Origin of the sequence: Methylosinus sp. R-45379, from assembly GCF_001644125.1 — a bacterium.
Taxonomy (GTDB): Bacteria; Pseudomonadota; Alphaproteobacteria; order Rhizobiales; family Beijerinckiaceae; genus Methylosinus.
Genome location: NZ_LUUM01000001.1, coordinates 68,505 through 87,977 on the forward strand (window position 1 = coordinate 68,505; position 19,473 = coordinate 87,977).

A 19,473-nucleotide genomic window follows, 5' to 3' on the forward strand; every position below is an offset into this window, starting at 1 on the left:
CGTCATGCTGACCCGTCTCTACGGCGGCCATGTCGTCGACCCGGTCAATGGCGTCGATGGCGTCGGCGATGTCTATTTCGAGGACGGCCGCATCATCGCGCCGCCCGAGGGACGGTCGGCGGACGTCGAGCATGACGTCTCCGGCCATATCGTCATGGCCGGCGCCATAGACATCCACTCCCATATCGCTGGCGGCGGCGTGAACACCGCCCGCCTGCTGCTGCCGGAGGCGCATCGCGCCCATCGGCCGCGGCCCGCCAACACGCCGCTGTCGACGGCTGGCTGGTCCACCTTCGAGACCGGCCGCCTCTATGCTCAAATGGGCTACACGACGGTCATAGAGCCGGCAGTCTCGCCCCATCACGCGCTGCACGCCCATCTCGAGCTCGCCGATATTCCGATCATCGACAAGGGCTTCCTGACGGTGCTCGGCAATGAGGATTTCCTCCTCTCCGCCTTCCGCGACGGCGCGACTCAGGATTCGGTGGTCGATTACATCGGCGCCACGCTCGAGGCGACGCGCGCGATCGGCGTCAAATGCGTGAACGCCGGCGGCGTCGACGCCTTCAAGCAGAATATCCGCCATTTCTCGCTCGACGATGTGGTGCCGGAATACGGCCTCTCCTCGCGCGAGATTTTCCAGACCTTGCAGCGGGCGGTGAACGCCACCAAGATCCGCCATCCGCTGCATCTGCACATGAATAATCTCGGCCTGCCCGGCAATGTCGAGACGGCGCTGGCGACGATCGACTCCTCGCAGGGCCTGCCGCTGCATCTCGCCCATGTGCAATTCTACGCCTATGGAACCGAGGGCAAGAACGGCTTCTCCTCGGCGGCGGCGAGATTCGCAGAGAAGATCAACGCCAATAAGAATGTCACCGTCGACGTCGGTCAGGTGATGTTCGCCGATATCGTCACCATCTCTTCCGATGTGATGAAGCAGTTCAACAGCCTGCCCGGCGGGCGGCCGAAGAAGGGCGTCATCTTCGACGGCGACTCCAACGGCCTCGGCGTCGTGCCTTATTCCTACCGCGTGTCGGACTTCTTCAACGCGGTGCAATGGGCGGCGGGCCTCGAGCTGTTCCTGCTGGTCGATGATCCGATGCAGGTGTTCTTCACCACCGATCATCCCAATGGCGCGCCCTTCACCACCTATCCGGAAGTCTTCGCTCTGCTGATGAGCGCCGACAAGCGCGCGCAATATTGCTCGCGCCTGCCGGCCGATGTGCTGGAGCTGACCAATCTTCCGGCGCTGAAGCGCGAATATTCCTTCTATGAGATCGCGACCATGACCCGCGCGGCGCCGCGCAAGCTCTATGGCTTCGAGGATCGCGGCCAATTGGGCGCGGGCTCGGTCGCCGATATTGCGGTCTATAAGCCGCAGAAGGACAAAGCGGCGATGTTTCGTAGCGCCGCCTATGTCTTCAAGGATGGCAATCTCGTCGTGCGCGACGGCAAAGTCTCGCATTACACCAAGGGAAGGACGCTGCGCGTGCGGCCCGAATACGATCGCAAGATCAACAGTCGCCTCGACAAATATTACGACGGCCTCTATGGCCTGCCGCGCTCCATGTTCGAGGTGCAGGATGCGGCGCTCCCCAATGCGGACGCCTTCGCGGAGGTCCCATGCCGCAGCTGATCCGCAAGGGAATTCGCATCGACGAGAGCTTCGCCGAGGCCTTTCCGATGACCGGCTCCGGCGTGGTCGTCACCGCGCCGACCCGCAAATGGGCCATGCAGGCCGCGACCACAATGACCGGCTACGCCACATCGGTCATCGGCTGCGACTGCGAGGCCGGCATAGACCGCGAGCTATCGACGCGCGAGACGCCGGACGGACGTCCGGGCGTGCGCGTCCTGCTCTTCGGCTTCTCGCCCAAGAGCGTCGAGAAGGCGCTGGTCAATCGCATCGGCCAATGCGTGCTGACCTGTCCCGGCTCGGCCGTCTTCTCCGCCTTCGACGGCGAGGCGAAGATCAAGGTCGGCGACTCGATGCGCCAATTCGGCGACAAATGGCAGATTTCCAAGGCGATCGACGGCCGCCGCTATTGGCGCGTGCCGGTGATGGACGGCGAGTTCCTGGCGGAATCTTCCGTCGGCCTCACCAAGAAATCGGTCGGCGGCGGCAATCTGCTCATCATGGGCGAGGATTGGGCCAGCACGATGCGCGCGACCGAGGCCGCCGTGGAGGCCGTCCATGCGACGCCCGACGCCATCGCCCCCTTCCCCGGCGGCGTGGTGCGCTCCGGCTCCAAGGTCGGCTCGAAATATAAGGGCATGGGCGCCTCCACCAATGACGCCTATTGTCCGACGCTGCGCGGCGCCACCAATAGCGCGCTCGACGCCGACATCGGCTGCGTGCTGGAGATCGTCATCGACGGCCTCACCAGCGAGGCGGTCGCGGCGGGGATGCGCGCCGGCTTGAAGGCGATCATCGCGCTCGGCCCCAAGAATGGCGCGAAACGCGTCGGCGCCGGCAATTACGGCGGGAAACTCGGCCCCTTCCACTATCATTTGAAGGATCTCGTGTAAGTGAAGCCGCTTCTCTTCACGCTGAAAGCCGAGCCCGACCAGCGGCTCGACCTCTCGCCCCTGACGCCCGATCGGCTCGTCGGCCGCTCGGCGAAGGAAATCGAGTCCCTCTCCATCGGCACGACGCGCGAGAGCGTGACGGTCGGCGACATCTTCAAGGTCAAGCTCGGCGACGTGACCTCGGTGCGCTTCGACGGCGGCTCCGATCGCTTCGATCTTCTCGGCGCCAAGCTGCTGCCGGGCTTCGCCATTCATGTCGAAGGCGATGTCGGCGCGCAGCTCGGCCGCGCGGCCAAGGGCGGGACCATCACGGTCGCCGGCGACGCCGGTCCCTATGTCGCCTCGCAATCCGCGGGCGCGAATATCGATATCTACGGCGACGCCGGGGATTTCCTTGGCGCGCCGCTGGCGGGCGAGATCCCCGGCATGTCCGGCGGCCGCGTCGTCGTGCGCGGCAGCGTCGGCGCGCGTTGCGGAGATCGCCTGCGCCGCGGCATCATCATCGTCGAGGGCGATGCGGGCGAGGATTTGGGCGCTAGAGCCATCGCCGGCACGATCATCGTGCTGGGGACAGCCGAGGGCGAGCGCATCGGCTATCTCAACAAGCGCGCATCCATCGTGCTCTCCGAGCAGCGCGAGCTCGGACCGACTTACGTGGATTGCGGCGCGCATAATCTCGGCTTCGCCAAGCTCTTCGCCAAATCGCTGGCGGGAGAGAGTCGCGGCGCCTCGCGCCTGCTCTCCGGCCGGCTGCAGCGCTTCGCCGGCGACACGGCGGTGTTCGGCAAGGGCGAGGTGCTGCTGCCGGCGTGAGCGGCCGAAGGGCGTTCAGAGGGATAGAGATTCGATCGAGGCGAGCAGCGCGGCGCTCACGCGCAACTCGCCTGCGGCAATGCTCATCATTTCGAAGAATGATTCATCGAACCCATCGGCCTCTCCCTTTGTCGCGAGCACGACCTGGCGACCCGCTATTCTATGAATGAGCTCATTGAAACGCCGCAGCCGCGCCGGATCGGCGATCTCCTCTGAGCCGACGACATAGGTGTCACGAGCGAAAATCGTGCAGAGATGAATCGCCCGGCCGTACCAAGCGATGCGCTGCTCCAAAGTCAGCCGCGTGAAGACGTCGAGCTGCGCGCGCCATTCAGGTGACATTCGCCCCTCCTCTGCCTAACGTTAGGCTCCAGAACCCCACCGCACTACGGGAAACTTGCCCGAATCCCGGCCCAGATAGGCGCGATGTTCGAGATCGACGCCGGGGATTTCCTGGGCGCGGCTCGCAGGCGAGATTCCCGGCATGTCCGGCGGGCGTGTCGTGGCGCCGGCGACGTCGGCGCGCGCGCCGGCGATCGGCTGCGCCGGAGCATCATCATCGTCGAAAGCGCGGCGGGCGAGGAGCACGATCATCGTGCCGGGACGGCCGAGGGCGTGAGCCATGCGCAGCAGCGCTCGAGACACCGACGCCGAACCATCAACCGCTCGACGCGCGCTCGCGCCCTTCTGCTGCATGTTGCGTTCGGCCTTCTTCCAGCCCGGACGCGAGCGTCGCGAGCAGCGCCCGCGCCGCGGCGATGTTCTCGACCTGCATTTTCGCCGATAGAGCGTCCATCCACTCGGCTTGCAGCTTCATCACCTCTCGATACGCGGCCGCGCCCTGCGGCGTAGGGCCGAGCAGCTTGGCGCGCGCGTGCTTCGGATTGGGGCTGTAGAGCGCAAAACCCTCCCGCGCCAACTCATCGCCCAAGCGCTGGACGCCCTGCCGGCTCTGCGACAGGCGGCGGCCGATTTCCGCTATGGTCGCCGCTCGGTGGACGATGACGCCCATGACCTGCCAACGGGCGGCGGTCAAGCCAAAGGGCGCGGTGAGCCTATTGCCGAACTCCGTCAATCGGCCCGCGGTCAGCAATATCTCCCATACGAGCCCGCTCAGGGCTTCGCCGCGCGGCGTAGGCATGATGGATCTCCCTGAACAGCCGAGATATTGACAATATATTGTCAATATGGCAAAAGACAACATATTGTCAATGGAGGGTGCGTCATGACGCCGGCGGAGCTCGTCGAGGGCCTCTATGCGGATTGTCTGAACAAACGTCAGCTGGACCGGCTGGACGAATATCTGGCGCCGGGTTTCGTCGGCGCGAATGGCGAAAACGGCCCCGAAGGCTTCAGGCGGACGATCGAACGCATGGTCACTGCGTTTCCCGACCTCCAATTCGAGATCGAGGATTTGTTCGCGGCGGACGACAAAGTGTGCCTGCGCTGGCGATTCCGGGCGGCGCAGCTCGGACCGCTGGCCGGCGTCGCTGCGACAGGCAAGATGGTCGTTCAAGAGGGGATCGCCATCTATCACGCCTCCGACGGCAAGCTATCCCGAGCATGGCTACAAGTCGATCGATTGGGTGTCTTGCAGCAGATCGGAGCGGTGACGCTTTGACCGCGGCCGCGAGGCGAGACGCCTGATCCGAAATCTCATTCGTCAGCGAGCCGCCGGCCTCATATGGGAGGATTGCCCGATCACAGCCGCGCGGGGCCGCCGCGGCGAACGTCGTTCCTCTCGCAACTTCCATAGGTTGCTACGACGTCGGGAAGATTTGAAAACACGCCGTCTCAAATTGCCGAATTGCGTGGGGCAGAGCTTCATGCTAGTCAATCGCCTAGCTCAAACCTGCCGGCTCATGCGGCCAAGCGCAAAGCAGCGAGAAGCGGGATGAGACATTCGCCTCGAAAGGGCGATTTCTTCGAACGGAGGAGATGAACATGGCCTGGACCACCCCGGTGATCGTCGAAGTCTGCGTCGGCATGGAAATCACCAGCTACGAATCCGCCGAGATCTGAACGGATTTCGCGCTCGCCGCTTCTGTCATGAAGCGGCCGAATTCAGCGAGCCGGTAGGAAGCCCGCTCTCCTCACGGAGGCGACCTTCTTACCGGCTCGTAATTTTTTGCGCGCCAGCGCCTGCCGCGGCAGGGCGCTCCTCGTCCCTGCCTACGCCATAATGCGCGAACGCTCGCGTCGGCCCCTCTCGCGCGACGTCCCCATTGACGTCTTCTAATGCGACGTCCCCTCATGCGCGATCTCGACAATCGCACGGAGCCGGCGTTACGCTCCCAATGAGACGGCCGAGCTTTTCATCGGCGAGCCATCGCATCGAAGTAAGAAAAGACACGACCGGCCCGCGGCGGGCGCCGGCGTCGTCGAGGAGGCCAAATATGAATATGATCGTCCGCAATCTCGTCGGATCGCAGGATGCGTCCGTCCGTTCCGCGGCCTATCGCACCATCTGGCGCTGGCATTTCTATGCGGGGCTATTCTGCCTACCCTTCGTCGTCGTGCTGTCGCTCAGCGGCGCGGTCTATCTCTTCAAGCCGCAAATCGACGCCTGGCTCGACCGGCCCTACGACCATATGGCGCTGAATGGCGCGCCGCAATCGCTCGACGCGCAAGTGGCGGCGGCGCAGGCGGCCCTGCCCGACGCGCGGTTGACCGCGCTCGAGCTGCGCGCCGATCCAGCCGACGCCGCCCGCGTGACCTTCATGACCGGGCGCCGCGGCTCCGAAGATTTCGCGATCCAGCGCGTGCTGGTGCGTCCCGACACGCTGGAAATTCTCGCGGTTCAGGACGACAAATACCGCCCGTCACGGCTCGCCGGCGCCATTCATGGCGATCTGCTGCTGGGGACGCCCGGCCATGTGCTGCTGGAGCTCGCCGGCGCCTGGGCCATCGTCATGATCGTCAGCGGCCTCTATCTCTGGTGGCCGCGCGACGCGAAAGGCCTGGCCGGCGTCGCCTATCCGCGCCTCGCCGAGGGCGGCCGAATTTTCTGGCGCGACCTCCACGCCGTCACCGGTCTGTGGGTGTCGTTTTTCGCTCTGTTCCTGCTCGTCACGGCGCTGCCCTGGACATTGGTCTGGGGCGAGAGCTTCCGCTATGTGCGCAATATCGGCGAGACGATGCTCGTCCATCCCGATTGGACGACGGGGCCAGCCGACGCACGGGAGCAGCGCAAGGAACAATTCCAGCAAGCCGCGCCCGCGCCGAGCGAACATGCGGAGCACCATGCGCATCACGCCGCCGCCGGCGCCATGACCGCGACGCGCGTCGGTTTCGATCGAATCGCGCCGATCGCGGCCGGGCTCGGCCTCGCCGAGCCGGTGACGATCTCGCCGCCCGGACCGGAAGGCGCCGCTTGGAAGGTCCAATCGCGAACGCAGAACCGCCCGCTGCGCAGGACGATCGAATTCGACCCGGCGAGCTTCGAGCAATTGCGCGAGACGGGCTTCGCCACGTCTCCGCTCATCGACCGCATCTTCGGAATCGGCGTCGCCGCGCATGAGGGGCAGCTGTTCGGCTGGCTCAATCAGCTGCTCGGCCTGCTGACTGTCGTCGCCTATCTGCTGCTCGTGGTCTCTTCCGTCGTTTTATGGTGGCGGCGGCGCCCGCGCGGCGCCCTGGGCGCGCCGCCGGCCTTCTCGCCCGAGCCGCGCCTCGCGCCTTTCATGCTGAGCCTCATCCTCGCCCTCGGCCTCTTTCTGCCGACGCTCGGCCTATCTCTCCTCGCAGTGATCGCGGCGGAAACGGTCATCCGCCGCGCTTTTCCGAGCGCGAGCCGCTGGCTCGGATTGCGCCCGATCGGCGCCGCGCGCCAACCCTAGCTGCGAAGTATGATTTTATGAGAGCCGGGCTTGCCGGCTCTCATAAATCGATACAGGATGCGCCCGCCGGAGCCCCAGCTCCGACTACGAGAAACGGCGGACCATCATGACTTCCTACGTAAAAATTTCCGCGCTGGTCGGATTTGCGGCTGCGGGATTGTGCCTCGCCGCGACCGCTGTCGCGGCCGGCGCCGACGCCGCGCTCCTTTCCGACGCCAAGCGCGTTTTCGCGCCTCTGCCAGCCTCGCCGAGCGCCACAACGAATCAAGCCGAGCTGGGCCGGCGGCTGTTCTTCGAAAATCGCGTTTCCGCCGACGGCAATATCAGCTGCTCGCATTGCCATTTGCCGGACAAGCAGGGCGCCGATGGGCTGCCGAAATCCTTCGGCGTGCTCGGCAAGCTCAATCCGCGCAACGCGCCGACGATCTTCAACGCCGCGCTTCAGTTCAAGGCGCATTGGCGCGGCGATCGCGAGACGATCGAGGAGCAGGCCGAGAAATCGCCGACCGGCGCGGTGAGCTTCGGCAATCCCGATTTCGCGACGGTGATCGCCAAGCTGAAATCCATCCCTGGCTATACGGAGGCCTTCGCCAAGGCCTTCCCCGGCGAGGCCGACCCGGTGACGCAGAAAAACTGGGGCAAGGCGCTGGGCGTCTATGAGCGCACGCTGCCGCAGCCGACGCGCTTCGACGCCTTTCTGAACGGCGACGCCAAGGCGCTGACCCCGGCCGAGCAGGCGGGCCTGCGCAAATTCGTCGATATCGGCTGCGCCGGCTGTCACGACGGCGTCGGCCTCGGTGGAACCGCATTCTCCAAATTCGGCGTCGTCGAGGACTATTGGAAGCAGACCGGCTCCAAGGACCCGGACAAGGGCCGCGCCGATGTGACCAAGAATGACGCGGACCTCTATGTCTTCAAGGTCCCGAGCCTGCGCAATGTCGCCAAGACCGGCCCCTATTTCCATGACGGCTCGGTGGCCGAGCTGCCGCAGGCGGTGCGCGTGATGGCCAAGGTCCAATTGGGCGCCGATCTCTCCGACAAGGATGTGGCGGCGATCACCGCTTTCCTCGGCGCGCTGACGCAGCCCGTGCCGGCCAACTACTCCGCGCTCACGCCTTTCCCGGACGAGCCGGCGAAAAAATAAATCGAATACAGCGCTCGAGAAAAAGCGGCGGCCCCGAAGCTCGGGGCCGCCGTTTTCGTCTCAGCCTTCTTCATCCGTGTCGATGTCGCCGTCGATGAGGCCGGCGACGTCGTCGTCCTCCTCCTCCTCATTCTCGAGGAAGGTGTCGTCCTCCTCGGCCGCATCGTCGATCTCGACGTCCTCATCCACCTCGATCGATTCGGCCTTGTTCTCGGCGGCTTCCACCTCGTCGAGGGAGACGATCTCCGCGTCCTTCTCGCCCTCGGCCGCTTCGTCCGGATCGACATTGCGGGAGGCGATTCGCGACGTCACGATATGGAAAATCGCTCCGCACTTCGGGCAGACGACCGGATCCTTGTTCAGATCGAAAAATTTGACGCCACAAGACTGACATTGGCGCTTGGCGCCGAGTTCGGGTTTGGCCACGGTCCTTGCATCCTCGAGATAGAGCGGTGTGGGACCGCCCGTGGAGACTTTGGTCGGGCGCTCGGTTAGTTTGCCCTTGCCCGGCTGTCAAATGAGAAATCGAACGCGAGCCTGTCAAGCCGCACGCGCCGAAAAGCCCCGGTTTACACGCGAATCGCCGAAAATCGCGCCTTTGGCGCGGCGCCGGCCGCGCGAGGGCCATTGCCAAGCGCGGCGCGACTTGGCATATCTCCGTCACCGCGGGTGTAGCTCAATGGTAGAGCAGCAGCCTTCCAAGCTGAATACGAGGGTTCGATTCCCTTCACCCGCTCCAATGCTCACATTCCATCATAGGGGAGGCGGTCATGAAGTATGATAGCGATTTCGACGCCCCGGCGTGCTTTCGAGCCCACATCCAAGCGCCGCAAGGGCTTTAATTCGGAAACCAACGTCAAGCGCGGCCTGCGCTTTGTCCACGGCGACAAGGAGCTCGTCGAAAAGCTGGGCCGCGCGGACCCCTGCCCCTGCGGCTCCGGCCGTAGCTTTCAAGCGCTGCTGCATGAAGACGGGCCGGTATGACGGCGCGACGAGACATCACTACTTTCCGCGACTAGGCTAGAGTTTTTCCGGTTCAGATCGAACCGGAAAAACTCTAGGATTCCTTTATTCCGCCCGTGTTTTCGAGCGAAGCCGCTCCCGCTTCGCTCGAAACTCTAGCTAGCGGCCCTTCTGCGGCGTGCGCATCGCCGCCAGCAGCGCCTCGCCCAGCGCGCCTGCGCCCTTTTGCGGCTCCGGCTGGCGCATCTGGCGTGGGCTCGCGCCGTCGCGGCGCTGGCCGCCTGACGGGGCCTGGCGCTGATCGGGCGTGTCGTCGAGCCGCATGGTGAGCGAGATGCGCTTACGCGGCGCGTCGATCTCCAGCACCTTCACCTTGACGATATCGCCGGGTTTGGCCGCCTGCCGCGGGTCCTTGATGAAGGTCTTGGACATTGCGGAAATATGGACGAGCCCGTCCTGATGCACGCCCACATCCACAAAGGCGCCGAAGGCGGCGACATTGGTGACGACGCCCTCGAGAATCATGCCGGGCTTCAGATCGGAAATCTTCTCGACGCCCTCCTGGAAGGTCGCGGTTTTGAAGGCGGGGCGCGGATCGCGGCCGGGCTTCTCCAGCTCGGCGAAAATGTCGGTGACGGTCGGCAGGCCGAAGCTCTCGTCGACGAATTGCTTAGGGCTCAGCTTGCGCAGTTCCGTCGCATTGCCGATGAGCTGCTTTATGTCGGTCTTGGCGGCGGCGAGAATGCGCCGCACCACCGGATAGGCCTCCGGATGCACGCCGGAGCGATCGAGCGGATCCTCGCCATCGACGATGCGCAGGAAGCCCGCGCTCTGCTCGAAGGCCTTCGGGCCGAGGCGCGGCACTTTCTTCAGCGCGTCGCGCGTGCGGAACGGACCATTTGCGTCGCGATGCGCGACGATGTTGGAGGCCAGCAATTCGCCGACGCCCGACACGCGCGCCAGCAGCGGCGCGGAGGCGGTGTTGACGTCGACGCCGACGGCGTTCACGCAATCCTCGACGACGGCGTCGAGCGAGTGGGAGAGCTTCACCTCGGAGAGGTCGTGCTGATATTGGCCGACGCCGATCGCCTTGGGCTCGATCTTCACCAGCTCGGCGAGCGGGTCTTGCAGGCGGCGCGCGATCGACGCCGCGCCGCGCAGCGACACATCGAGATCGGGCAATTCGCGCGATGCGTATTCCGAGGCGGAATAGACAGACGCGCCCGCCTCCGACACGACGATTTTGGTGAGCTTCAGCTCCGGGAATTTCGACATCAGATCGCCGGCGAGCTTGTCGGTCTCGCGCGAGGCCGTGCCATTGCCGATGGCGATGAGCTCTATGGCGTGCTCGCGCGCGAGCTTTGCGAGAATGGAGAGCGATTCGTCCCAGCGCCGTTGCGGCTCATGCGGATAAATCGCCGTCGTCGCGACGATCTTGCCGGTCTTGTCGATGACGGCGACCTTGACGCCGGTACGAAAGCCCGGATCGAGGCCGAGCGTCGCGCGCGCGCCGGCGGGCGCCGCGAGCAGAAGATCGCGCAAATTGGCGGCGAAGACGCGAATCGCTTCATCCTCCGCGAGACGCCACAGACGCGTGCGCAGATCGACGGAAAGATGCAGCTCGATCTTGGTGCGCCACGCCCAGCGCACAGTGTCCAAGAGCCAGCGATCTCCCGGACGGCCGCGATCGGCGATGACGAAACGCTGCGCGATCTGGCCCTCATAGCCGACGGCGCCTTCGCTCGGCTCGGGGAACATCTCGAGATCGAGCATCTCCTCCTTCTCGCCGCGGAACATCGCCAATATGCGATGCGACGGAAGCTTGGTGAGCGGCTCGGAGAAATCGAAATAATCGGAGAATTTCGCGCCTGCAGCCTCCTTGCCGGCGCGCAGTTTCGATTTCATCAGGCCCTGCGTCCAGAAGGTCTCGCGCAGGCGGCCGATGAGATCCGCGTCTTCCGCGAATCTCTCGACGAGAATGGCGCGCGCGCCCTCGAGCGCGGCGGTGGCGTCGGCGACATTCTTCTCGGCGTTCACGAAAGGCTCGGCCTGCGCTTTCGGCTCGCGCTCGGGATGGCCGAGCAGAGCTTCGGCGAGCGGCGCGAGACCGGCCTCGATCGCGATCTGCGCCTTGGTGCGGCGCTTGGGCTTATAGGGAAGATAAATATCCTCGAGCCGCGCCTTATTGTCGGCGTCCATGATCGTCGCGCGCAAGGCGTCGTCGAGCTTGCCCTGCGCTTCGATGGAATCGAGAATCGCTTTGCGGCGGTCTTCCAATTCGCGCAAATAGCGCAGGCGTTCCTCGAGATGGCGCAGCTGGATGTCGTCGAGCTGGCCGGTCGCCTCCTTGCGGTAGCGGGCGATGAAGGGCACGGTCGAACCTTGATCGAGCAGAGCGACCGCCGCCTCCACCTGCCAAGGTTTCGCGGAGAGCTCCGTGCTGATTCGTTCGACGATCGACGCCATGCGCTATCCCTGTCGGCTGTTTCTCAAAGAGGCGCGTTTTTAGCGTTCGGCGCGGCGCCAAGTCAAAAGCCAAATGTGATGAGCGAATTTCTGTGGACATCCTCGACGCGCCGCGCCGCAGCCTCATTTGCGCGAATCGGGCAGATGCGGATGCGCCGGCCAGCAGCTTCGCCGCTCGATCTCGAGCCGCGCTTCGCTCGCCGCGCCGAGCCAGGCCGGAAGCTTCTCGAGACGCGCGAGATAATTGGTCGGGAAGACGGAAGGATCGGTCTTGCGCCAGCTGGTCAAAAGATCGCAATCCGATATTGCGAAAGTGGGCGAGACCAGCGCGCGCTTGATCTCCATCGCCGGCGTCGCGGCGGCGACGATGACGATCGCCGATATTAGGGAAGCGAGACGGCCGCCGTCGCGCGGCGTCGACACGGCGACTCCCGCGAAAGCGAAAGCGAGCAGGAAGAGCGCCGGCATGGAGGCGCGCATCGCGAGATCATTATTGGGGCCGAAGTAATAGAAGGGCAGCGCCAGCAGCACGATCACGCTAGCGCCGATCAAAGCGTGATCGCTTTTCGCGATTGCGTCGCGCGCGGCGAGGAGGATCGCCGCCTGTGGAATCTCGACGAGAATGAAGGTGAGATAGAGGAGCGCGAATCCCGGCGTCGCGGCGAGCCAGCCATGCTTGACCGATTCCGCGTCGACCGTCAGATAGAGCGCGATCGGCAGAAAGCAGAGGCCCGCTGCGGCCGCCGCTATATTGCGCCATGAGAAGAGCGCGTGGCGCAGACGCAGCGCGCAAAAGCCGATGAGCGGCGCGGCGCCGACCGCGGCGAGCGGCGACCACAGCAGCGACGCTGCGAAGAGAATGGCGAGAAGCGCGAGATCGATCTCCTCGCGCGCCAGCAGCAGCAGCAGCAGCGCCGCCCACCAGCCCGGCAGCGCATGATTGGGCACCCAGAACAATTGCGTGACATGCGAGGAATATTGAATCGACGAATTCCACCATTCGAGGTGGTCCGGCAATTCGAGCCCTTCGTGCAAGAGCTGCGGAAGAATGTCGAGCCCGCTGAACAGAATGAAGAGCGCGAGAAAGGGCGCCGCGCGCGCGCCGGCGAGCTTCGCGATGAAGTAGAGGCAAAGACCGAGCAGCAGCGCATTTTGCGCCAGCATGGCGATATGCGCGCCGACGAGCCCCGCATAATGTCCGATCGTCGCGGGAATGAGATACATGCCGAGCGGCGCGCGCAGCAGATAATCCTGCCCCTCATAGCGATAGAAGAGCGGAAAGCCCTGCCGCGTCAGATCGGAGAGAACGGCGTCGCGCACCAGCCAATCGAGATTGGCGTAGAAAAGATGCGTCTCGCCGCCGAGCAGCAGCAGAGCAAGGGCGAGCGCGAGACAGGCGGCGAGAGTCTTCGTGTCGATCGGCGCGGCGAGCAGGCCGTTTTGCTTCGGCCGAAAGGAGAAGAGCAGAAAGGCGCCATGCGTGCAGCCCGCGAGAATGGGCGCGGCGGCGATAGCGCGAAAGCCGAAGGCGAGCGCGGCGTTGGAGAGGAGAAAGACGAGAACGCCGAGCTGCAGCAGCAGCAGATTGCGCAGAGGCGCGCGCGTCCGCGCTGAGGCTTCGTCTTTCGCTAGCAGCGTCGTCGCGGTCATGTCGGCTCAGAAGTTGATGCGCTCGCGCTCGAACACCACCGGCTTGCGCCGCACCTGCGAATGTATGGCGAGAATATATTCGGCGAGCACGCCTATGGAGAAGAGCTGCACGCCGCCGAAGAAGAAGACGGCGACGATGATCGTCATCACGCCGGGCGGCGCCAGCTGGCGAAAGAAGACGAGCCCGAGCGCCAGGCTGACGAAAGCATAGGCGAGCGCCAGCCCCGCTATGCCGAAGCCGAGAAACAGCAGCAGGCGCAAAGGCGCCGGCGTGAAGGTGACGAGCCCGTTGAGGCCCTGATCGACGAGGCGCGGCAGATTATTGGAGGTGACGCCACGGCGACGCTCGACCCAGCGATAGGGAACGCCGACGGCGGTGAAGCCGCATTCGAATGTCATCATGCGCATGAAGGGATAGGAATCGTCTATGCTGCGCATCGCCTCCACGACCTTGCGATCGACGAGCTGAAAATCGCCGACGCCGGGCGGCAGCGTGAATTCCGAGAGGCCGGTGAGCATGCGGTAATAGAGGCCGCGCGCCATGCGCATGACGGCGCCCTCCTCGCGAATCTTGCGAATGCCATAGACGATCTCGTTTCCCGCCTCCCAGAGCTTCACGAATTGCGGCAGCAGCTCCGGCGGGTCCTGCAGATCGGCGGGCAGGAACAAGAGAACCACATCGCCGCTCGCAGCCATCACGCCATTGAAGTTGGAGCGCATCGGCCCGAAATTGCGGGCGTTGAGAATGACCTTCACGCAAGGATCGCTCGCGGCCAGATCGCGCAATATTTCGGCGCTGCGATCCTTGGAGGCGTTGTCGCAGAACACATGCTCGCGGCGATAATCTTTCAGCTCGCCCGCAAAGAGCGCGGCGACGCGCGCATGGCATTCGCGAATGTTCAGCTCTTCATTGTAGCAGGGCGTGACGATGGAGATGGTTTTCATGCGTCGCCCGCTCCCGTGCGGAAAACGAAGTCGCGATTGAGGAGATAGGACAGCGTCGCGAGCACGGGCGTCAGCGCCGCCTGCGCGAGCGCCGCCTCGGCGCCCAAATGCTCGAGCGCGCGCAAGGCCAGCGCGTCGACGACGAAGAGCGCCGCATAGACGGCGATGAAGCGGCCGAGAAAGCGCGGATCGGCGGAGCCGAAGACGAGGCGGCCGATCGAGAGAAAATTGAACAGAGCGCCGATCGCGGTGGAGACGCCGGCCGCGACAGTCGAATCCTGCGTGGCGCGCCAGACGAAATAGAAGATCGCATAGCCGAAGGCCGTGTTGAGGAGGCCGACGGCGAAGAATCGCAGCGCCCGCGGGCTCGGCGCGAGAACGAGCGCGGCCACGCTCGATCGGAAGTCACGCTTATTCTCTGCCAATGCTCTGTCCGTCCGCTGGGCCTCGCTGTCGCGGCGGATCATGGCTTACGAAAGGTTAACGCTCGGCTTACGCCGCAGCGCGTCGCGCGCTCGCGCGGCGTATCGCGTTAACCCTGCCGACGCCGCGCGAATCGCATTGGGGCGGCGCGCGAGCGCGCGACAGGCCGGGCGAGAAGCGCTCCGAGCGCTGCGAGCGCGCGCCGAAACGTCCGATTTCGAGACGAGGAGGTAAATGCGTCGCCGCGCTCGGCGCGCCGGGCAGGCGCGGAAGCGGCGCGAAATAGCGCGACGGCCGGGCGAAAGCCTCGAGTTCTCGAGGGAACGGCGCGACAACGCGGCGATATCGCCGATTCGTGCCCGCTCCGTTCCGGCAAGATTCCAAAGCTTAACGCCAGCGTCGTCGGGCCGTCGCAATTCGCATGTTGACAGGGAGCCGCGGCGGAGTCCGCGCGCAGTCATGCGAGGCGCGTCGCGCAAGACTGCTGCAAAAGGCGAGATTTGGAAGCCATAGCGTTCGCAGGCGTGAGGACCAACCATATCTCGAGCGAACAGAGCGTGATTCGAAAAGCGTCGGCGATTCGGCCGCGATTCGTTCGACGCCTGTTCGAAGCGTAAAATAGCGCGATCTTCGCCGTTCCATTCCGGGACGATCGCCGCTATCGATTCGGGGAGCCGGGCTCGCGTCGGGGCTCGAGGTGAAATATAAAGAAAAATCATGAGCCCCATGCTCACCGCCAAAAAGCCGGCCGCGCCGGGCGTGCGACCGTCGACCGCCGGCGTCGCCGCCGTTCTGGGGCCGACCAACACCGGCAAGACGCACCACGCCATAGAGCGAATGCTCTCCTTTTCGACGGGCATGATCGGCCTGCCGCTGCGTCTTCTCGCGCGGGAGGTCTACACGCGCGTCGCCGAGCGGGTGGGGACGGAGAATGTCGCGCTCGTCACCGGCGAGGAGAAGATCAAGCCGCGCGCGCCCAGCTATTGGATCTCGACCGTCGAGGCCATGCCGCGCGATCTCGATGTGGATTTTGTCGCCGTGGACGAAATTCAGCTCGCCGCCGACCTCGACCGCGGCCATGTCTTCACCGATCGCCTGCTGCATTGGCGCGGGCGGCAGGAGACGCTGCTGATCGGCGCGGAAACCATGCGTTCCTTGATCGAGCGGCTGCTGCCGGGCGTTCCCATCTTCACGCGGCCGCGGCTGTCGCATCTCGCCTTCGCCGGCGAGCGCAAGCTGGCGCGGCTGCCGCCGCGCAGCGCCATCGTCGCCTTCTCGGCCGAGGACGTCTACGCCATCGCCGAATGGATCAAGCGTCAGCGCGGCGGCGCGGCGGTGGTGCTGGGCGCGCTCTCGCCGCGCACGCGCAACGCCCAGGTCGATCTGTTCCAGAATGGCGACGTCGATTACATCATCGCCACCGACGCCATAGGCATGGGCCTCAATCTCGATGTCGACCACATCGCCTTCGCCGCCGACCGCAAGTTCGACGGCTGGCGCCATCGCCGATTGACCGCGGCGGAAATGGGGCAGATCGCCGGCCGCGCCGGCCGCAACATGAATGACGGGACCTTCGGCAGCACCGGCCGCTGCCCGCCCTTCGACGAGCAGACGGTCGAGGCGCTGGAGAATCATTGGTTCGATCCGCTGGTCGCGCTGCAATGGCGCAATGGCGATCTCGATTTCGATTCGATCGAGGCGCTGGTCGAATCGCTGGAGCGCGCCTCACCCGACGAATGCCTGCTGCGGGCGCGGACCGCCGAGGATCAGATGGTGCTCGAGGTCGCCGCGCGCGACGAGACTGTGCAGCGCAACACAAAAACAATTGCAGATATTATGAGACTCTGGGATGTGTGCCAAATTCCAGATTATCGCAAGACCTCGCCGGCCGCTCATGCGGAGCTGGCGCTCGCCGTCCATGGCTTTGTGGTGCGCCGCGGATTGATCCCAGGCGATTGGTTCGCAAAGCAAATCTCCGCCGTGGACCGCATCGACGGCGACATTCACACACTGTCCGCAAGGCTCGCCCAGGTGCGCACCTGGACCTTCATCGCCAATCGTTCTGGCTGGCTCGAGAATCCAGAGCATTGGCAGAGCGTCGCGCGTCAGGTAGAGGACAGTCTGTCCGACGCGCTGCACGAACGCCTCACGCAGCGTTTCGTCGATCGCCGCACCAGTGTGCTGATGCGCCGCCTGAGAGAGAACGCGATGCTCGAAGCCGAAATCACTACTGCCGGCGACGTTATGGTCGAAGGTCAGCATGTCGGACAGTTGCAGGGATTTCGTTTCACGGCCGACCCACAGGCCACGGGCGAAGCGGCGAAGGCGCTGAACGCCGCCGCGCAGCGAGCGCTCGCCGGCGAGATAGAGGCGCGCGCCGCCCGCGTGTTCGACGCGGTGGACGACGCTTTTCTGCTCGGCAATGACGGGACCATCCGCTGGCTCGGCGAGCCTGTCGGCAAGATCGCGCCCGGCGCCGCCGTGCTGACCCCGGTGGTCCGCCTGCTCGCCGACGAGCAATTGACCGGCGCGGCGCTGGAGAAAGTGCAGCAACGGCTCGATCTGTGGCTGGCCCAGCATATAAAGAAGCTGCTCGGCGCGCTGGAGGAGCTGGAGAAGGGCGAGGGGCTCGAGGGCGTTTCCCGCGGCATCGCCTTTCAGCTGGCCGAGGAGCTCGGCGTGTTGGAGCGCAGCCGCGTCGCGCGCGATATCAAGGCGCTCTCCCAGGAGGACCGCGCCGCCCTGCGCAAGAAGGGCGTGCGTTTCGGCGCCTATCACCTCTATCTGCCGCAGCTGCTGAAGCCGGCGCCGCGCTCGCTCGCCGCCCTGCTGTGGGGCCTGAAGCATGGCGGGCTCGACAATCTCAAGGGCCTCGAGGAGGTGCCGCATCTCGCCGCCTCCGGCCGCACCTCCTTCGCCGCCGATCCGGCGATCTCCAAGGGCTTCTATCGCGCCGCCGGCTTCCGCGTCTGCGGCGAGCGCGTGGTGCGCGTCGATATATTGGAGCGCCTCGCCGATCTCATCCGCCCGGCGAGCGCCTATCGTCCGGGCGTGACTGCCGGCGATCCGCCCCCCGGCGCCGCCGATGGCGAGGGTTTCATCGTCACAGTGGCGATGACCTCGCTCACCGGCTGCGCGGGCGAGGCCTTCGCCTCCATTCTGCGCTCGCTCGGCTATCAATCGGCCGAGCGTCAGGGACCGGCGATCACCGTGCCGCTGCTGGCCAAGGCGGCGACCGAGCCGCTCGCGCCGGTTCTGGCTGTGGCCGAGGAAAGCAGCGAATCGACCGCCGAGCCGGCTGAGGCGCTCGAGCCTGTCACGGAGGCTGTGGAGCCTGTCGCGGAGGCAGAGGAGGTTCCGTCGCCGGTCGTCGAAGAGGCGGCCGTAGAGGAGGCGCCCATCGAAGCGGCTCCCGCGCCGCAAGAGCCGGACGCCGTCGCGGCCGAGACGGAAGCGACTGAGACAGAAGCGACTGAGGCGAGCGCCGAGCCGGTTGCGACCGAGCCGGCGCCGATCGAGATTTGGACCTTGCAGCGCCATGCGCCCCAGGCGCCGCGCCGGCGTCACGGCGGCGGCGCTCCGGGCCAGGAGGAAGGCCGCGCCGCGCGGCCGGCCGGCGAGCGCCCCCGTGGCCCGCGACCGGGCCAAGGGCCAGGTCAGGGCCATGGCCAGGGCGGTGGCCGGCGGCCCGAGCAAGGCGAAGGCGAGCATTCCGAGCATCGGCCGCGGCCCGACGCCCGCAAGGAGAGCGGCTTCCGCTCCGGCGGCAAGCCGCGGAGCGACGGACCGCGCGGCGACAGTCGCCCGCCGCGGGACGACCGCCGCCGCGGCAATGGGAGCTTTTCCACGCCGGAAAGACGGGAGAAAGAGCGCCTGCCCGATCCTGATTCGCCCTTCGCCAAGCTGCTGGCGCTGAAGGCCGAGCTCGAAAAAAAGGGCAAGAGCTGAATTTCGCCTCAAATAGCTGGTGACGTCCGAACCGTTCCGAAGCGACCGCCGAATCGCTCGAAACGATTGCGGCGGCTTGCCAAATCCAGGTCGTTCGGCCTATTGCTGACGTGATCTTTGGCGCATTGGCGCAGCCTATGCTATCGGGCCTCGTCGACCCCGACATGCGGGCCGTGGGCGAGATCCGGTCCACGCCGTCGTCTCGTAAGGAGCGCGGCGTTGGACGACGGCCTTCCACCGAAAGGCGATACATGACGAAGATACTTCCTGTCATAATGTGCGGCGGGGCAGGCACGCGCGTATGGCCCGAATCGCGGGAGACGCTCCCGAAACAATTCATTCCGCTCGTCGGCGAGCTGTCGACCTTCCAGACGACCATTCAGACGCTGTCGGACGAGGCGTTCGACAAGCCCGTCATCATCTCCAACGCCGATTATCGCTTCCTCGTCACCGATCAGCTGCGCGCCATCGGCGCCTCGGCCGATGTCGTCCTCGAGCCCACCCGGCGTGATTCGGCCGCCGCGGTCGCCGTCGCCGCCGGCGTCGCCGCGCGCCGCTCGCCGCAGACCATCGTCGTCGTGCTCGCCGCCGATCATGTGGTGCGCGACCCACGAGGCCTCGTCGCTCTGTGCAAGAAAGCGGCGGCCGCCGCCGCGGACGGCTATATCGTCACGCTCGGCGTCAAGCCCGACAATCCGGCCACCGGCTATGGCTATATTCGCACCGGCGACCGCATCGCCGGCGACGTTT

18 protein-coding genes and 1 tRNA gene are annotated in these 19,473 nt (G+C 65.4%); 11 read left to right on the top strand and 8 right to left on the bottom strand.

Annotated features, from left to right (window positions below; translation table 11 throughout):
* Positions 1 to 4 precede the first annotated feature (4 nt).
* From A1351_RS00330 to A1351_RS00340, 3 genes are read left to right on the top strand one after another with little or no spacing between them, the layout of a single operon-like run.
* Positions 5 to 1,639, top strand: coding sequence for a formylmethanofuran dehydrogenase subunit A (locus A1351_RS00330; protein WP_064031864.1), 1,635 nt, complete (start codon positions 5 to 7; stop codon positions 1,637 to 1,639).
* Entirely contained in the window at positions 1,627 to 2,532 is a 906-nt protein-coding gene (gene fhcD / locus A1351_RS00335; protein WP_064031865.1) for a formylmethanofuran--tetrahydromethanopterin N-formyltransferase, read from the top strand. The genes A1351_RS00330 and fhcD overlap by 13 nt, the downstream gene beginning before the upstream one ends.
* The gene (locus A1351_RS00340; protein ID WP_024881294.1) at positions 2,533 to 3,345 is read left to right on the top strand and encodes a formylmethanofuran dehydrogenase subunit C; all 813 of its coding nucleotides are present in this window, start codon (positions 2,533 to 2,535) and stop codon (positions 3,343 to 3,345) included.
* A gap of 15 nt (positions 3,346 to 3,360) precedes the next feature.
* Here A1351_RS00340 and A1351_RS00345 read toward each other — a convergent pair whose 3' ends face one another.
* Genes A1351_RS00345 through A1351_RS00355 form a run of 3 tightly spaced genes read right to left on the bottom strand, consistent with a single transcriptional unit; the run spans position 3,361 to position 4,486 of the window.
* A complete protein-coding gene (locus tag A1351_RS00345; RefSeq protein ID WP_026599530.1) occupies positions 3,361 to 3,687 on the bottom strand; it encodes a hypothetical protein in 327 nt (108 codons plus the stop codon).
* 21 nt (positions 3,688 to 3,708) lie between these two features.
* The gene (locus A1351_RS00350; RefSeq protein ID WP_024881296.1) at positions 3,709 to 3,969 is read right to left on the bottom strand and encodes a hypothetical protein; all 261 of its coding nucleotides are present in this window, start codon (positions 3,967 to 3,969) and stop codon (positions 3,709 to 3,711) included.
* A 34-nt stretch (positions 3,970 to 4,003) separates the two neighbouring features.
* The gene (locus tag A1351_RS00355; RefSeq protein WP_064031866.1) at positions 4,004 to 4,486 is read right to left on the bottom strand and encodes a MarR family winged helix-turn-helix transcriptional regulator; all 483 of its coding nucleotides are present in this window, start codon (positions 4,484 to 4,486) and stop codon (positions 4,004 to 4,006) included.
* Positions 4,487 to 4,570: 84 nt separating this feature from the next.
* Between A1351_RS00355 and A1351_RS00360 the strand changes: the two genes are divergently transcribed.
* The 4 genes from A1351_RS00360 to A1351_RS00375 all read left to right on the top strand — a co-directional run bounded on the left by A1351_RS00360 (position 4,571) and on the right by A1351_RS00375 (position 8,328).
* A complete protein-coding gene (locus A1351_RS00360) occupies positions 4,571 to 4,966 on the top strand; it encodes an ester cyclase (RefSeq protein WP_024881298.1) in 396 nt (131 codons plus the stop codon).
* Positions 4,967 to 5,289: 323 nt separating this feature from the next.
* Positions 5,290 to 5,367 carry a pyrroloquinoline quinone precursor peptide PqqA gene (gene pqqA, locus A1351_RS26070; RefSeq protein WP_083481414.1) on the top strand — a complete coding sequence of 26 codons (78 nt, stop codon included), beginning with the start codon at positions 5,290 to 5,292 and terminating at the stop codon, positions 5,365 to 5,367.
* A gap of 374 nt (positions 5,368 to 5,741) precedes the next feature.
* Entirely contained in the window at positions 5,742 to 7,184 is a 1,443-nt protein-coding gene (locus A1351_RS00370) for a PepSY domain-containing protein (RefSeq protein ID WP_024881299.1), read from the top strand.
* 106 nt (positions 7,185 to 7,290) lie between these two features.
* Entirely contained in the window at positions 7,291 to 8,328 is a 1,038-nt protein-coding gene (locus A1351_RS00375) for a cytochrome-c peroxidase (RefSeq protein ID WP_064031867.1), read from the top strand.
* Between the two features lie 60 nt (positions 8,329 to 8,388).
* Here the strand turns inward: A1351_RS00375 and A1351_RS00380 are convergent, their stop codons facing one another.
* Positions 8,389 to 8,754 carry a TIGR02300 family protein gene (locus A1351_RS00380; RefSeq protein WP_024881301.1) on the bottom strand — a complete coding sequence of 122 codons (366 nt, stop codon included), beginning with the start codon at positions 8,752 to 8,754 and terminating at the stop codon, positions 8,389 to 8,391.
* A gap of 239 nt (positions 8,755 to 8,993) precedes the next feature.
* Here A1351_RS00380 and A1351_RS00385 point away from each other — a divergent pair.
* Together A1351_RS00385 and A1351_RS00390 are read left to right on the top strand one after the other, a co-directional pair.
* A tRNA-Gly gene (locus A1351_RS00385) sits at positions 8,994 to 9,067 on the top strand.
* Positions 9,068 to 9,105: 38 nt separating this feature from the next.
* A complete protein-coding gene (locus A1351_RS00390; RefSeq protein WP_064031868.1) occupies positions 9,106 to 9,312 on the top strand; it encodes an SEC-C metal-binding domain-containing protein in 207 nt (68 codons plus the stop codon).
* Between the two features lie 138 nt (positions 9,313 to 9,450).
* Here the strand turns inward: A1351_RS00390 and A1351_RS00395 are convergent, their stop codons facing one another.
* The 4 genes from A1351_RS00395 to A1351_RS00410 all read right to left on the bottom strand — a co-directional run bounded on the left by A1351_RS00395 (position 9,451) and on the right by A1351_RS00410 (position 14,777).
* Positions 9,451 to 11,757 carry a Tex family protein gene (locus A1351_RS00395; RefSeq protein WP_064031869.1) on the bottom strand — a complete coding sequence of 769 codons (2,307 nt, stop codon included), beginning with the start codon at positions 11,755 to 11,757 and terminating at the stop codon, positions 9,451 to 9,453.
* 123 nt (positions 11,758 to 11,880) lie between these two features.
* Positions 11,881 to 13,407, bottom strand: coding sequence for a hypothetical protein (locus tag A1351_RS00400; protein ID WP_064031870.1), 1,527 nt, complete (start codon positions 13,405 to 13,407; stop codon positions 11,881 to 11,883).
* 6 nt (positions 13,408 to 13,413) lie between these two features.
* Positions 13,414 to 14,352, bottom strand: coding sequence for a glycosyltransferase family 2 protein (locus A1351_RS00405; RefSeq protein WP_064031871.1), 939 nt, complete (start codon positions 14,350 to 14,352; stop codon positions 13,414 to 13,416).
* The gene (locus A1351_RS00410; protein ID WP_198162182.1) at positions 14,349 to 14,777 is read right to left on the bottom strand and encodes a GtrA family protein; all 429 of its coding nucleotides are present in this window, start codon (positions 14,775 to 14,777) and stop codon (positions 14,349 to 14,351) included. The genes A1351_RS00405 and A1351_RS00410 overlap by 4 nt, the downstream gene beginning before the upstream one ends.
* 724 nt (positions 14,778 to 15,501) lie before the next feature.
* Here A1351_RS00410 and A1351_RS00420 point away from each other — a divergent pair.
* Together A1351_RS00420 and A1351_RS00425 are read left to right on the top strand one after the other, a co-directional pair.
* Positions 15,502 to 18,723 (top strand): helicase-related protein, encoded by a 3,222-nt coding sequence (locus A1351_RS00420; RefSeq protein WP_064031874.1) that lies wholly within the window; start codon positions 15,502 to 15,504, stop codon positions 18,721 to 18,723.
* 251 nt (positions 18,724 to 18,974) lie between these two features.
* On the top strand, positions 18,975 to 19,473 hold a 499-nt coding region (locus tag A1351_RS00425; RefSeq protein WP_157096018.1), incomplete at its 3' end, for a sugar phosphate nucleotidyltransferase.